The sequence below is a fragment of the Mycobacterium appelbergii genome (assembly GCF_032883035.1).
Lineage (GTDB): Bacteria > Actinomycetota > Actinomycetes > Mycobacteriales > Mycobacteriaceae > Mycobacterium > Mycobacterium appelbergii.
The window spans coordinates 391,202-404,002 of the sequence record NZ_JAMQTH010000002.1; the positions used below are offsets into that span (position 1 = coordinate 391,202).

Consider the following 12,801-nt stretch of genomic DNA (forward strand, 5'->3'; position numbering starts at 1 on the left):
TCAGAAAGCCGAGCGGTGCAAGCCGCCGTCGACTTCGATCCAGCTGCCGGTGAGGTATCCGGCAGGTTCAGAACATAGATACGCGATGAGCGATGCGATCTCGTGCGGTTTGCCCATCCGCCCCGCAGGCACGCGGGCCTGGTTCAACATGAACTCGCGCCGTTGTGCCTCGGAGCTGGTACCGAGGTGGTTCTGCAGATAGTCGATCGCGTTCTGCGTCTCGATCCATCCCGGCGCGACGGTGTTGACGGTGACGCCGTACCGGGCGTATTCGTCGGACACGGTTTTGAGCAGGCCTATGGTCGACGGACGACTGGTGTTCGCCACCACGTGATGGATGTTGCCTGTGGGTTCTTTGGCGGTGGCCGAACCGATGTGTACGAAACGCCCCCAGCCGGCCTGTTTCATTGCCGGCAGGACAGTCTGCAGCAGCAGGATCTGGCTCATCGTGTGTGACTCGAAGGACTCGCGATAGACGTTCACGTCGGTGATATCGGCGAAGTCCCCGGGCCGTTGGTATTTGGCCTGGCCGATGACGATGAGCGGAGCGCCGTGCTCGGCACTCACCTCACGCACGGCGTCGGCGAGTTCTTCGGGACTGCTCACGTCGGCGAGGACGCCGAGCGCAGTGCCGCCCTCGGCGCGGATCGTCTCCACTGCAGCGTCGACGTCGGTCTTGGTCCTGGCCAGCACGGCCACCCGGGCGCCCTCATCGGCAAGTAGCTTGGCGACCTCGAAGCCGATTCCCTTGCTGCCGCCGACGATCAGCGCCGAGCGTCCTTCGATTCCGAATTTCATCACTACAACGCCCGGTCAGCGCCGCACGTCCATGCCGGCGTCCACCTTCAACATGCTTCCCGTGAACGAGCGGCCCGCGTCGCTGATCAGGAACAGGATGGCGTTGGAGACGTCGCGCGGCTCGATCAGGGGAATGTCCGGCAGCGCCGTCTGAACGGCGTTGACGATATGCGGGCTCTCCTCGATCACCTTGAACAAGGCCGGGTTGTCGGTGATCATCGGCGTATTGCAGTTGGTGGGCGCCACCGCGTTGACGCGGATGCGGTCGGCGGCGAGCATGGCCGCGTAGGCGCGGACCAGGCCGACGATGGCGACCTTCGACATCAGATAGGCGTCGCTGCCACCGCGGCCGTCGGTGAGATCCAGGAGCGCGATCATCGAGCTGGTCGCTATCAGATTGCCGCCCTCGCCACGTTCCTTCATGTGCGGGATCGCGATCTGGAAGGCGTTCCACACGCCGACCAGCATGATGTCCAGGCCCAGTCGCAGTGCCTCGGACGCGTCGCGCTCGTCGGCGTTGGTGAGCACGACCCCCGCATTGGCGATGACGGTGTCGATATGGCCGAATTGTTCGACGCCGGCGTCGAACGCCGCCTGCAGCGCAGCTTTGTCGCGGACGTCTGCCTTGCGGAAGAGCATCTCCTGACCGGTCTTCTCGACCAGACGGGCCGTCTCCTCGAGGTCGTCGGCAGTCCCCAACTTGTAGGGCACCACGTCGAGGTCTTCGCAGATGTCCACGCCGACGATGTTCGCGCCCTGTTCGGCACACATGACCGCGTGTGAACGGCCCTGTCCGCGGGCGGCTCCGGTGATGAAAACGACGCGGCCGTCGAGTGAACCCATTCCTTGTTCCTCCGGTGATCGATCAATATGGCCGCGCTGAGTCGGCGGCACCCAGTTGTGGTGCGTGTGAATTGCGCCACGTGGTGAATGCTACGCGGAGAGTTTGGAATCATACAACTATTTGGCTAATTTGATGGAGAGCATGCTCATCAACGACCCGGAAGGGATTTTCATGTCCAACAACCTCAACGGCGGCCCGCGACCACCCGACGGCGATTGGTTGGGTACGCCCTTCCTCACCTTCAAGCGGGAAGGTGCCTTCGCCATCTGTACCTTGGATCGCCCACAGGCGCGCAATGCCATGACACCCGCGATGTACTTCGGTATCCGGTACGCCATCAACCGGGTGAACGGCGATCCCGACCTTGCCGGCCTCCTGATCACCGGTACCGGCGACGTTTTCGCGCCGGGCGGCGACCTCGGACAGGGCGGTGAGGACAACTGGATGGACTTCGCCTCGAACCTGGGTATGGATGTCACGCCCTTCGACGTGTTGCGTCAGTCGCCCAAGCCGGTGGTGTCCGCGGTCAACGGCCTGTGCCAAGGTGGCGGTCTGCAGATCGCGATGTGCAGCGATCTGGCCGTCGTCAGTGACCGAGCGACCTTCCGGGTGCCCGAGTTGTTCCGTGGTATCGCCGATACCTACTACAGCCAGGTGCTCGCCCGGCTGATCGGTCCGGTCCGCACCAAGGATCTGATGTTCACCGGCCGGACGCTCACTGCAGAAGAGGCACTCGACTGGGGCATGGTGGCCAGGGTGGTTCCCCACGACGAGCTGCAGGGCGTCGCGAGAGAGCTACTCGCACAATGCTGCCGGACCGCCCCAGGCGCGCGGGGAGTGATCAAGGCGAGCCTGGACAACTACCTGGGTCTGTTCGACCGGATCGGTATGCAGACAAGTCTGTTCGGCCCCGAGGCGCGGGAGGGCTTCCGCGCGTTCAAGCAGAAGAACTCACCGGCCTGGGTGCACCCGGAGTTGCAGGTCGACGGCCGGCTGTAGTGCTCGGCGCACGGTCTGACGCTCGTCGGGGAGTGCCAGACCGTGCGCGTTCCCAACCAGGGTTACTTCGGGGTGAAGCGCTGCGCTCCGTCGAGGCGCATCACTTCGCCGTTGACGTAGCCGTTGCTCAGCAGGAATGCCGCGGCATCGGCGTACTCGTCGGGTGCCCCCAGCCGCTTCGGGAAGGGGATGTTGGCGGCGAACTTCGCGATGGCCTCTTCGCCGACGGACTCCATGATCGGTGTCTTCATGGTGCCCGGCGCTATCGTGTTGACCCTGATGCCCGCCGAACTGAGGTCACGGGCCGCGGCAATGGTCAGTCCGATGACGCCGGCTTTCGCTGCGGCATAGGCGGTCTGGCCGATCTGGCCCTCGTAGCCCGCGACCGAGGCGGTCATCACGATGGCACCCCGCTCACCGTCCGCACGAGGTTCTTCGCCGGCCACCGACGCGGCCACCAGACGGGTCAGGTTGTACGTGCCGGTCAGGTAGAGGTCGATGGTCTTGGTGAAGCCGGCCATGTCGGCAGGGCTGCCATCGCGCTGCACGATCCGTTGTGCGACACCGAAACCGCCGTGAGCGACGACTGCGTAGCGCAGCTGGCCGAGCTGTTTGGCCTGTTCGATGGCGCCGAGGATGCTGTCGTCGCTTGTCACGTCGGTGTTGACGAAGAGCGCCCGGCTGCCCAGCTCGTCGGCCAGCGCTTTGCCCTTGTCGTCGGCGAGATCGGCGATCACCACCCCGAGTCCGTCGGCGTGGAGCCGGCGCACCGCAGCTTCTCCCAGGCCTCCTGCACCGCCGCTGACAATCGCGGACGCACCCTCGAATTTCTTTACCGTCACGGGTTCTCCTTTTCTACTGTTGTGTTAGCGATTTGTGGAGTTCTAGCCGCGGTGACCGCGGCTAGAACTCCACAAATCGCGGTTTGGGATCAGGTCGCGGTGACCAGGTCCCACGGATCTTGTGCAGCCAGGGCCAGCCGGCCCAGTCGACGCGCGTAATGGGTGGTGGTGCCGTAGTCGTCGGCCCAGCTCTGGGCGCGCAAGGTGAAAAGCCACAGTGGATGCTCGCGGGTGACACCGATCGCGCCGTGCAACTGATGCGCGACGGATGTCACCGGCGCGACGGCGCGGCCGACGGTCACCTTGGCCACGGTGATTGCATAGTCGGTGGCAGGGGAATCGAAACCATGCTCGGTAGCCGTGGCAACAGCCAGTTCCACGGCTGCGCGCGCTCTTTCAATCGTCCCGGCCATGCCCGCCAATGACTGTTGCACGGCCTGAAAGGCGCTGAGCGGACGACCGAACTGCACACGCTCGCGAGTGTGTGCTACCGACAGCATCGCGGCAGCGTCCAGCGCCCCGAGGATCTGCACGCAGCGCGCCCACGCACCCCGTCGGACCAGTTCAGCACCCAGCGCCGGATCAACGGCACGCAACTGATCGGCGGGTAGATCGAATGTGATGGCATCGCGGGGTTCGCCTGCGAGGTTATGTCCCTTCTGCATGTTGTCGGCGGTCTCTGCCAAGCCGACATGCAGGCCATCGGGAGAATGAACCGCCAGCAGCACCATCGTGCACGACCGTGCCCACGGCACCGACCGCGCTGTTCCGGTGACCCGGCGACCATCGGTGTCGGCATCGGCGACTGCGACTGTCATCGGCCCGCCCGGTAGTTCGATGCCGGCCTGCAGGGCGAGCCAACCTGCCAACGCGTCGGTTTCGGCCAGCGGCACCGACCCGGCATGGCGGGCCAGACCGTAGAGCGTGATCGCGAGTTCCCGCGGACCGGCGCCCATGTCCGGTGTGCTGGTCAGCCGGGCGAGCCCGGTGTCTTCGAGGATGCTCCACAGGTCAGCATCGAACTGATCCGGCACCTCGCGGTGACCCAATCGAGCGTCGAAAGCGAGCCGACCGAGATTGTCGACGAGTCGGCGAAGTTCGGCATCGTCGTCCTGGCGGCCACCGGAGTCGAACACTCCGCCTGCGAGTGCAGTCACCTCAACCCCATCCCGCGCGCGATCACGCCGCGCAGCACCTCGTTGGTACCGCCACGCAAAGTGAACATGGGCTTGTGCAGCCGGGCCGTTCTCAGCATGGTCTCCACCTCCGGGTCCGGGGGCAACGTCTCGATCAGGTCGGCGATCAATTCGACAGACTCGGCTTCAAAGCGGGTTCCGAGGTCTTTGACCAGTGCCGCCTGGTTCGCGGCGTCGCCGCCGTCGGTGAGCGTGCGGGCCACCGACAGTGACAACTGGCGCAATGAGATCAGTCGGGCCAACAGGTCACCGACGGCAACCGCGGTGCGGTCATCCGGTGTGGGCCCCGACCCGAGCGCGCGAACGGCGGCGAATATCAGGGGTCCGGTCGACAAGATGCGTTCGGGCCCGCTGCGTTCGAACGACAGCTCGGAAGTGACCTGGTGCCAGCCATTCCCGATTTCACCGAGCACGTCGGCGTCGGGAACGAAGACGTGGTCGAGGACCACCTCGTTGAAGTGGTGCGCCCCGGACATCAACGCGATGGGTTCGACGCGGACGCCCTCGGCCGCACAGGACACCAGGAACTGGCTGAATCCGGCGTGGCGATGCTCGATGTCCACGGGGCTGGTGCGGGCCAGCACCACGACCTGATGCGCACGGTGGGCTCCGCTGGTCCACACCTTGGTGCCGGACAGCCGCCAGCCCCCGTCGCTGCGGGTGGCCTTGGTGGCGACGGCGGCCAGGTCGGATCCGGCGCCGTGCTCGCTCATCCCGATCGACGAATAGAGCTTTCCCGCAACGATCTTCGGTAGCAGTCGTTCTCGTTGTTCTTCGCTGCCGTAGGTCAGCAGGCTCGGCGCGACCTGACGGTCGGCGGTCCAGTGCGCGGCCACCGGGGCACCCGCCGCGATGAGTTCCTCGGTCACCACATAGCGGTGCAGGTGCCCCAGCTCGTGGCCGCCGTATCGCTCGGGGATGGTGAGGCCGATAAAGCCCGCCGCGCCAAGGCGCGCCGAGAACCCCTCGTCCCATCCGCCCAGCCACGAATCGACGGCGGCCTGCCAGCCGAACTCAGCGCGGTCCGCGCGCAGAAAATCTCGCACGGCGAAACGAAGTTCGGCCAGTTCGGGCTCGCGAACAGTGACGCCGGCCGCGTTCATCGGCCGACAGCCGACAGGTAGAAGTTGGGCGTCAGGTCCTCTTCGCGGGCGGCCAACCTGTACTCATCCAAGTCGTCATCGTCCCAGCCCTCCTCGCGCAGGATCTCCTCGTCGGTGTAGAAATGTCCGCTACCCGCTGCGGTTGGGCGGGTAACCAACGCGTGCACCGCATCAGACATGATCTGCGGGCTCCGGGCCTGTGCACGGACCGCCGCTTCTCCCATCGCGACCATCATTCCGGTGCTGGCGATGGTGGTGGCCGGCCACACCGAGTTCACCGCGATCGGCACCTCGGCGAACTCGGCGGCCCAGCCGAGGGTGAGCAGGCTCTCGGCGTATTTGCCGACGGTGTGCCCGACGTGGGCGCCGACCCAATGAGGTTCCAGGTTCAATGGGGGAGACACGTTGACCACGTGCGCATTTTTCGATCGACGCAGGTGTGGCAAAGCGGCCTGCACCACCGCGAAGGGCCCTTCGACATTTGTCTCCAGAAGCTTGCGCAGGTTCTTCGGAGGCAGGATCTCGGTTGGCCGCAGATCGAGCGCGCCGGCATTGTTGACGACCACATCGATACCACCGAATGCCGCCGTGATCGTCTCGACTGCCGCTGCCACGGCGGCGGCGTCACGTACGTCGCACGCCACCGCGAGCGCCCGACCGCCGGCACGTTGCACGGCCTCCGCGGTTTCGGTCAGAGTGCCTGCGATTTTGGGGTGGGGTGTTTCCGTTTTGGCGAGCAGCGCCACAGCCGCGCCGTCCTGCGCCGCACGCACGGCGATGGCGGCTCCGATGCCGCGACTGGCGCCGGTCACCACGATGACGCGATCCCTCAGCGTGCGGGTAGCGGGAATGCTCACAGTCCGGTTGTCCTTCCGACGTCACTCGGCCGTATCCTTGAATGCTATAACTATATAGCTCATTAGTTGGCCGCTGTAGCGCGGTCACCGGACCAAGCGAGGCTCTATGACTCAGGTCGCCGCGATCGGCACCTACCTGCCGCCCTGGACCGTGCGCGAGCGCCGGGTGAAAGGGCCCGACGAGGACGCGCTGACCATGGCGGTCGCTGCCGGGCGGGCCGCCGACCCGGATGCCACTGCGCACCGCGTCGTGCTGGTGACGCGCGACTTCCCCCTGCTGGAAGGGGGAAATGGCGCGGTACTGCTGGCAGGGCTGTCGCTGACCGCCGATGTGGCGGTCAGCGAAGTGTTGGGTGGCGCACCGGCCGTGCTCGACCAGATCCTCGGCGCAACCGACGGCACCCTGGTCATCGCCACCGACGACTCGGCGACGGTCACCGCGGCGGCCGCGGTCCTGATCGGTGCCGAAGGCGCCGGAGGTGCCGGGCTCGAGCCGGTTGCGCGGCAGACTCGCAGCCTGCCCACCACCGTGCGTGCTGAGGACGGCACCCGGCACAGCTACGGCGATCCCCGGTTGCAACGGGAGATCGGGGTCAAGTCGACCGTCGTCCGTCTGGGCCTGGCCGACACCCAGACGGTTGTGGCCGTCGTCGGGGCGAAGGCCAGGGACATCGATGCCGGCGGCGCGATCGAGGACCCGAACTCCTCGGCATCCGGAGTGATCCGGGCACTGGCCGCGGTGATCGAAAACCGTCAGGCGGGTGGTCTGCTGTTGGCCGTCGAACAGTCCAGCGTGACGGCGGCGAAACTGACCTGGGACGATGGGACTCAAGCACCTTGGATTGCCCGCGACGAGGCGCAGGCGCGGGAACTGCCCACATTCCGCACTGCCGACGGCACCGGCATCCCGATCTCGCTGCCCGCCTACGCGCGTGCGTTCGAACCCAAGCTGCGCTGGGAGGCGGCAGTATTCGACGAACGGCCCGGCATCGACACCGCGCCACAGTTCCCACCCCGCGCCCGGGTTGCCGAAGACGGTGGGCTGGTCACCGATTACCGGCTGGAACCGTTGCCGCGCACAGGAACCGTCTACACCCAGACCACCATCAGAATCCCGGTGCCGGACCTGCCGAGCCCGTACTCGATCGCTGTCATCCAACTCGACGGCAGTCCCGTGCGCGTGCTGATGAAGGTCACCGGTGTACCCGCGGGCGAGGCCACTATCGGCCAAGCCGGCTCGGTGGTGCTGCGCAAGATCGCCGACCGCGCCGGCGTCCCCGACTACGGGTACGCCTTCTGGCCCGAGACTGCCGAAGGAGGAGTCCACCCATGAGGAACGTCGCGATCGTCGGAGCGGGAATGACCCCGTTCGCCGAGCATTTCGACCTCGGCATCAAGGATCTGATCCCCATGGCCTACGCCGAGGCGGCCGGCAATGTCGACAAGGGCATCAGCAAGGCGGATGTCCAGGCCGCCTGGTTCGGTGAGCTGTCCACCACCGACGGGTTCCCGTCGGGCATCCTGGCCGACACCCTCGACCTGACCGACATTCCGGTGACCCGTGTCGAAAATGCTTGCGCCACAGGTAACGATGCGATCCGCAACGGTGCATTGGCGATCGCCTCGGGACTCTACGACGTGGTGCTGGTGGTCGGCGCGGACAAGGTCCGCGAAACATCGTCGAGCACCACATTCTGGGACTGGGCGGCGATGACCCGCGACAACGCCTGGGACTATCCGCTGGGGCTGGTCGCGCCGGCGAACTTCGCCCTGCACGTCATCCGGTATCTGCACGAGTCGCCTGCGACCAAAGAGCACATGGCGATGGTGGCGGTGAAGAACCACTTCCACGCATTGAAGAATCCGAAAGCCCAACTGCGCTACGAGATCACCGTCGAGCAGGCGCTGGCCGCGCCGATCGTGGTGGAGCCGTTCGGACTCTATGACTGCACCCCGCAGAGCGACGGTGCGGCCGCGGTCATCCTCGCCTCCGAGGAGGTTGTGGACCGCTACACCGATCGCCCCGTGTGGGTGCGTGGCGTCGGACTCGGCATGGATCGGGTGATGCATCAGCACAAGAGTGATATGACGACGTTCCCGCCGACGGTGCGGGCGGCCAAGGCAGCTATGACGATGGCCGGCGTGACGCCCCGTGACATCGACGTCGCAGAAGTTCACGATTGCTTCACCGGGGTCGAGCTGATCAGCTACGAGGATCTCGGCTTCGCCAACCGGTTCGAGGCCTACAAGCTGGTCGAGGGTCGCGAACACTACGTCGGCGGATCGATCCCGATCAATCCCAGCGGCGGTTTGAAGGCCAAAGGGCATCCGCCGGGCGCGACCGGTGTCGCGCAATGTTACGAACTGTTCAACCAGTTGCGCGGTGAGGCCGAGAATCAGGTCGACGGCGCCCGCGTGGCGTTGGCACACAACATCGGCGGCCCGACTGCGGTCGCCGCGGTGACCATCCTTTCCAACGAAAAGAACTGACGGGATATCACATGACGACTTCAGAGCTCGCTCCCGACACCCTGGCCGGCTACGAGCAGTTCGCCCCCTGGCTGCTGGTGGAGAAGCGCGGCAACGTCCACGTGGTGAGTATCAACCGGCCCGAAGCGTTCAACGCGGTGACCGAGGAGGTGCACCATGCGTTCGCCACCATCTGGAAGGTGCTCGACGCCGACGACGATGTGAAGGCGGTTGTGACGACCGGCGTCGGTAAGGCCTTCTCCGCCGGTGGTGACATGGTGATGTTCGGCCGCCTGATCGAGGACGAGGCGGCGCGCGCATTTCAGATCCACGAAGCGCGGACGGTGTTCCTCGAAGTGATCAACTTCCCCAAGCCGCTGGTGTCGGCGGTCAACGGGCCCGCGGTAGGCCTCGGCTGCTCGATCGCCCTGCTGTCCGATCTGCTGGTGATGGGGGAGAGCAGCTACCTGGCCGACCCGCACGTCGCGGTCGGGCTGACCGCCGGTGACGGCGGCGCGGCGATGCTGCCGTTGCTGGTCGGCATGATGAAGGCCAAAGAATTTGTGCTGCTGGGTGATCGGATTACCGCGCCGATCGCAGAGAAGCTGAACCTGGTCACCAGGTTGGTCGGCGACGACGCGGTGCTTGATGAGGCGCTCGCACTCGGTGAACGGCTGGCCGCACTGCCACCACAGGCTCTGCGCTCGTCGAAGGTGGCGCTCAACATGCACCTGTCCCGCGCGGCGCACGGTGTGCTGGAGTACGCGCTCGCCGAGGAGCTGACGTCGTTCTCGACCCCCGAGTTCAAGGACCGGGTGGCTGCTTTCCGGGCCCGCTCCAAGAAATAACGGGTCCGATTCAGCGGTAGGCGGTCACCCTCGCGGTGATCGCCGTCTTGCCGTCGTCACCGACAGCTTGCGCGTCGCCGACACCCGTGTTGCGGCCCACCCGCAGGCGGGTGCCCACGTAGCGGGAGTGTGCGCCGGCGAAAAACGGCCGCAGGAAGTTCACCCGTAGCGAGCCGGTCCGCAAAGCGCCGTCGGCCCCGTTGATCGCTGCGGAGGCAGCGAGCTCGAGGCCGGCCGCGGCCACACCGCCGTGCACGATTCCGATGTCGTTGTTCAGATTTGGGTCGACGCGCTGCATCAGTACCGGGCCGGAGTCGTCGTCGCCGACGTCTGCCGCCATCAATTCGGCGAATGACGTCTCGGGTGAGGGTTGCAACGTCTCCGGCGCCCGGGGGATGAGAGCACCGTCAACCGGGATGAAGAAAGAGCGCACGGTGCCGCCGCCGATCACCTTGTCGCCGTAGGTCAGTGTGCAGATTCCGAGCGAGGTCGACCCGAGCGGTCCGAACGCGTGCGCGGTAGCCAGCACAGAACCGTCGAGTTCTTCGACGCCGTCGAGGCTGAGGTCCATCGAAAGCTCGCTGGACACCGTCCACTGACCGGGCCGACGCCGGTAGTGGTTGACGATTCCGGCCGCTGCGTCGATGAGGATCGCCAACGGACCGACCGTCGGGGCGCCCGTGATGGGGTTACGGAAGCGTTCCATCGGCATCGAGTAGACGGCGGTGGCCTCGTCCGGTCGTGATTCCAGGTACTCGATGCCGAACCGAACCTGGACCGAATCCGGAGTCTCGAGGTCGTACTCGGTGGCGCGCTCGTCTACACCCGTCATTCGAGAAGGTCGACGACGGTGGACAATTCCGATCCGGTCAGGACGAACTCCTCCGCCTTCTGCAGATGCTTCTTCCAGAGTTCGCCTGCCTTCTCGGCATCGCCTGCTTTGATCATGTCGAGGACCATCCGGTGCGTCTTGGCCGAGCGGCGGACCGCTTGTTCGGCTCGCGTCCCCTTGGTGGGCTGCAACGACCGGTTGGCCTTTTCGATGATGTGGTGCAGCATGTCGCTGACGATCTGCAATGTGCTGTTGCCCGACAAGCGGGCGACCGCGGCGTGGAAGTCGGTGAGTTGGTCGACGGCTTCGCTTCCTGGGCTCAACTGTGACTCGCGTTCGACGATCTGCTCGAGTTCGGCGATCGACTTCGGGTTGCGGTCTTTGGCCAACTGCTCGACCATCGGAACCTCCAGCGTCACCCGCGCTTCGTAGACGTCCTTGACCGTGACGCCCTCGTATTCGAGGATCAGTCCGGCGTAACGGGCCAGTGTTTCGCGCCGGGGACGGGTGACGCGTGCGCCGCCCCGGACCCCCCGCTGCACCTGAATCAGCGACTCCGATTCGAGCACGCGAAATGCTTCGCGCAGCGTCGGCCGTGAGACCCCGAAGCGCTCCATGAGCTCGGATTCCGGTGGCAGCATCGTGCCCTCGGTGATCTCACCCCGGATGAACATCCGGCGCAGCACCGTGGCCACCCGATCGGCCATCTTCGGCTCCCGAAGACTGGTGACCTCCATGACAACCTCCACAGTTAGTGCAGCGCTCGAAAATAATTAACTATTTTGCAGGTTAACCGAATCCTCGAAGGGATCTGGGGATACGCGGCCCGCCAGTGACCAAGATCATCGCCTCCCGGCCATCGCTAATACCCCATCGCCCGGCCCATGAGGTCTTTCATGATCTCGGTCGTCCCCGCGTACAACCGCTGGACCCGCGAGTCACGCCACAGCCGGGCCACCTCGTACTCGTTGATATAGCCGTAGCCGCCGTACATCTGCAGGCAGCGGTCGATGATCTCCCACTGGACTTCGGAGGTCCACCACTTCAGGCCGGCCGCGTCCTGGTCGCTCAGGGTGCCGTCGTTGACCGAGAGCACGCATTGATCCAGATAGGTCTGGGCTGCATCGAGCTTGGTCTGCATCTCGGCCAGGAAGTGCCGGTTGACCTGGAACTTGCCGATCGGCTGGCCGAAGGCGGTGCGTTCCAGTGCGTACTGCTTGGTGAGGTCCAGCGCGCGGCGAGCGGCAGGCAGTGCGTAGCAGGCGACGCCGACCCGTTCGCTGGGCAGATTGGACACCAGATGATAGAAGCCGCGGTTGAGTTCGCCGACGAGGTTCTCCTTGGGCACCTTGACGTCCTCGAAGAACAGTTCGGCGGTGTCCGCGGAGTACTGGCCGATCTTGTCCAGCTTGCGGCCGCGCGTGAACCCCTCCATGCCGTCCTCGATCATCAGCAGGCTGATGCCCTTGTGCCGGGCCTCGGGATCGGTCTTGACCGCGGTCAGCACCAGTTTGGAGAGCAGCCCGTTGCTGATGAACGTCTTCTGGCCGTTGACCACCCAGTGGTCACCCGCGTCGCGGGCCGTGGTCTTGATGCCCGCCAGGTCGGACCCGGCGGCGGGTTCGGACATCGCGATGGAGCCGATGTACTCGCCCGAGACGAACTTGGGCAGCCACCGCTGCTTCTGTTCTTCGGTGGTGAGGTTGTTCATATAGGGCATCAGGATGTCGTTCTGTACGCCGAGGCCGATGCCGACCGATCCGGTGCCGAACATCTCCTCGGAGATGATCTGGTTGAACCGGAAGTCCTTCACACCGAGACCGCCGTACTTCTCATCGAACTCCCAGCCGATCAAACCGTGTTCGCCGGCCGCGAGCCAGGCCTCGCGGCTGACCTTGCCATCCTTCTCCCACTTCTCGACGTTCGGTACGCATTCGCGCTCGAAGAATGCCCTTGCGGTGGCACGGAAGTCGTCGTGGACTTCTTCGAAGATATTGCGGCGCATGGATTCCC

General features: G+C 65.4%; 13 protein-coding genes. 4 read left to right on the plus strand and 9 right to left on the minus strand.

The genetic code is table 11. The annotated features are described in order from the left end of the window. Both M1247_RS06125 and M1247_RS06130 read right to left on the minus strand, forming a co-directional pair. A complete protein-coding gene (locus M1247_RS06125; protein ID WP_317155380.1) occupies positions 1 to 798 on the minus strand; it encodes an SDR family oxidoreductase in 798 nt (265 codons plus the stop codon). 15 nt (positions 799 to 813) lie between these two features. Then, the gene (locus M1247_RS06130; RefSeq protein WP_317155381.1) at positions 814 to 1,641 is read right to left on the minus strand and encodes a mycofactocin-coupled SDR family oxidoreductase; all 828 of its coding nucleotides are present in this window, start codon (positions 1,639 to 1,641) and stop codon (positions 814 to 816) included. Between the two features lie 172 nt (positions 1,642 to 1,813). Between M1247_RS06130 and M1247_RS06135 the strand changes: the two genes are divergently transcribed. After that, the gene (locus M1247_RS06135) at positions 1,814 to 2,641 is read left to right on the plus strand and encodes an enoyl-CoA hydratase/isomerase family protein (RefSeq protein ID WP_317155619.1); all 828 of its coding nucleotides are present in this window, start codon (positions 1,814 to 1,816) and stop codon (positions 2,639 to 2,641) included. Positions 2,642 to 2,703: 62 nt separating this feature from the next. On the opposite strand, the gene M1247_RS06140 is transcribed toward M1247_RS06135, so the two are convergent. The 4 genes from M1247_RS06140 to M1247_RS06155 all read right to left on the minus strand — a co-directional run bounded on the left by M1247_RS06140 (position 2,704) and on the right by M1247_RS06155 (position 6,633). Then, positions 2,704 to 3,483 (minus strand): SDR family oxidoreductase, encoded by a 780-nt coding sequence (locus M1247_RS06140; RefSeq protein ID WP_317155382.1) that lies wholly within the window; start codon positions 3,481 to 3,483, stop codon positions 2,704 to 2,706. A gap of 89 nt (positions 3,484 to 3,572) precedes the next feature. Further along, on the minus strand, positions 3,573 to 4,640 hold the full coding sequence (locus M1247_RS06145) for an acyl-CoA dehydrogenase family protein (protein ID WP_317155383.1): 1,068 nt from the start codon (positions 4,638 to 4,640) through the stop codon (positions 3,573 to 3,575). Continuing rightward, on the minus strand, positions 4,637 to 5,782 hold the full coding sequence (locus M1247_RS06150) for an acyl-CoA dehydrogenase family protein (protein ID WP_317155384.1): 1,146 nt from the start codon (positions 5,780 to 5,782) through the stop codon (positions 4,637 to 4,639). The genes M1247_RS06145 and M1247_RS06150 overlap by 4 nt, the downstream gene beginning before the upstream one ends. Continuing rightward, entirely contained in the window at positions 5,779 to 6,633 is an 855-nt protein-coding gene (locus M1247_RS06155) for an SDR family oxidoreductase (RefSeq protein WP_317155620.1), read from the minus strand. The genes M1247_RS06150 and M1247_RS06155 overlap by 4 nt, the downstream gene beginning before the upstream one ends. Positions 6,634 to 6,745: 112 nt before the next feature. On the opposite strand from M1247_RS06155, the gene M1247_RS06160 reads away from it, so the two are divergent. Genes M1247_RS06160 through M1247_RS06170 form a run of 3 tightly spaced genes read left to right on the plus strand, consistent with a single transcriptional unit; the run spans position 6,746 to position 9,956 of the window. Further along, positions 6,746 to 7,972, plus strand: coding sequence for a Zn-ribbon domain-containing OB-fold protein (locus tag M1247_RS06160; protein WP_317155385.1), 1,227 nt, complete (start codon positions 6,746 to 6,748; stop codon positions 7,970 to 7,972). Beyond that, positions 7,969 to 9,129: a thiolase C-terminal domain-containing protein gene (locus M1247_RS06165; protein WP_317155386.1), complete on the plus strand. Its 1,161-nt coding sequence runs from the start codon at positions 7,969 to 7,971 to the stop codon at positions 9,127 to 9,129. Before M1247_RS06160 ends, M1247_RS06165 begins: the two co-directional genes overlap by 4 nt. An 11-nt stretch (positions 9,130 to 9,140) precedes the next feature. After that, positions 9,141 to 9,956 carry an enoyl-CoA hydratase/isomerase family protein gene (locus tag M1247_RS06170; protein ID WP_317155387.1) on the plus strand — a complete coding sequence of 272 codons (816 nt, stop codon included), beginning with the start codon at positions 9,141 to 9,143 and terminating at the stop codon, positions 9,954 to 9,956. Between the two features lie 10 nt (positions 9,957 to 9,966). On the opposite strand, the gene M1247_RS06175 is transcribed toward M1247_RS06170, so the two are convergent. The 3 genes from M1247_RS06175 to M1247_RS06185 form a co-directional block, all read right to left on the minus strand. After that, positions 9,967 to 10,788 (minus strand): PaaI family thioesterase, encoded by an 822-nt coding sequence (locus M1247_RS06175; protein ID WP_317155388.1) that lies wholly within the window; start codon positions 10,786 to 10,788, stop codon positions 9,967 to 9,969. Then, positions 10,785 to 11,525, minus strand: a complete 741-nt coding sequence (locus M1247_RS06180; protein ID WP_317155389.1) for a FadR/GntR family transcriptional regulator — start codon at positions 11,523 to 11,525, stop codon at positions 10,785 to 10,787. The genes M1247_RS06175 and M1247_RS06180 overlap by 4 nt, the downstream gene beginning before the upstream one ends. A 125-nt stretch (positions 11,526 to 11,650) precedes the next feature. Next, positions 11,651 to 12,793: an acyl-CoA dehydrogenase family protein gene (locus M1247_RS06185; RefSeq protein WP_317155390.1), complete on the minus strand. Its 1,143-nt coding sequence runs from the start codon at positions 12,791 to 12,793 to the stop codon at positions 11,651 to 11,653. Between the last annotated feature and the right edge of the window lie 8 nt (positions 12,794 to 12,801).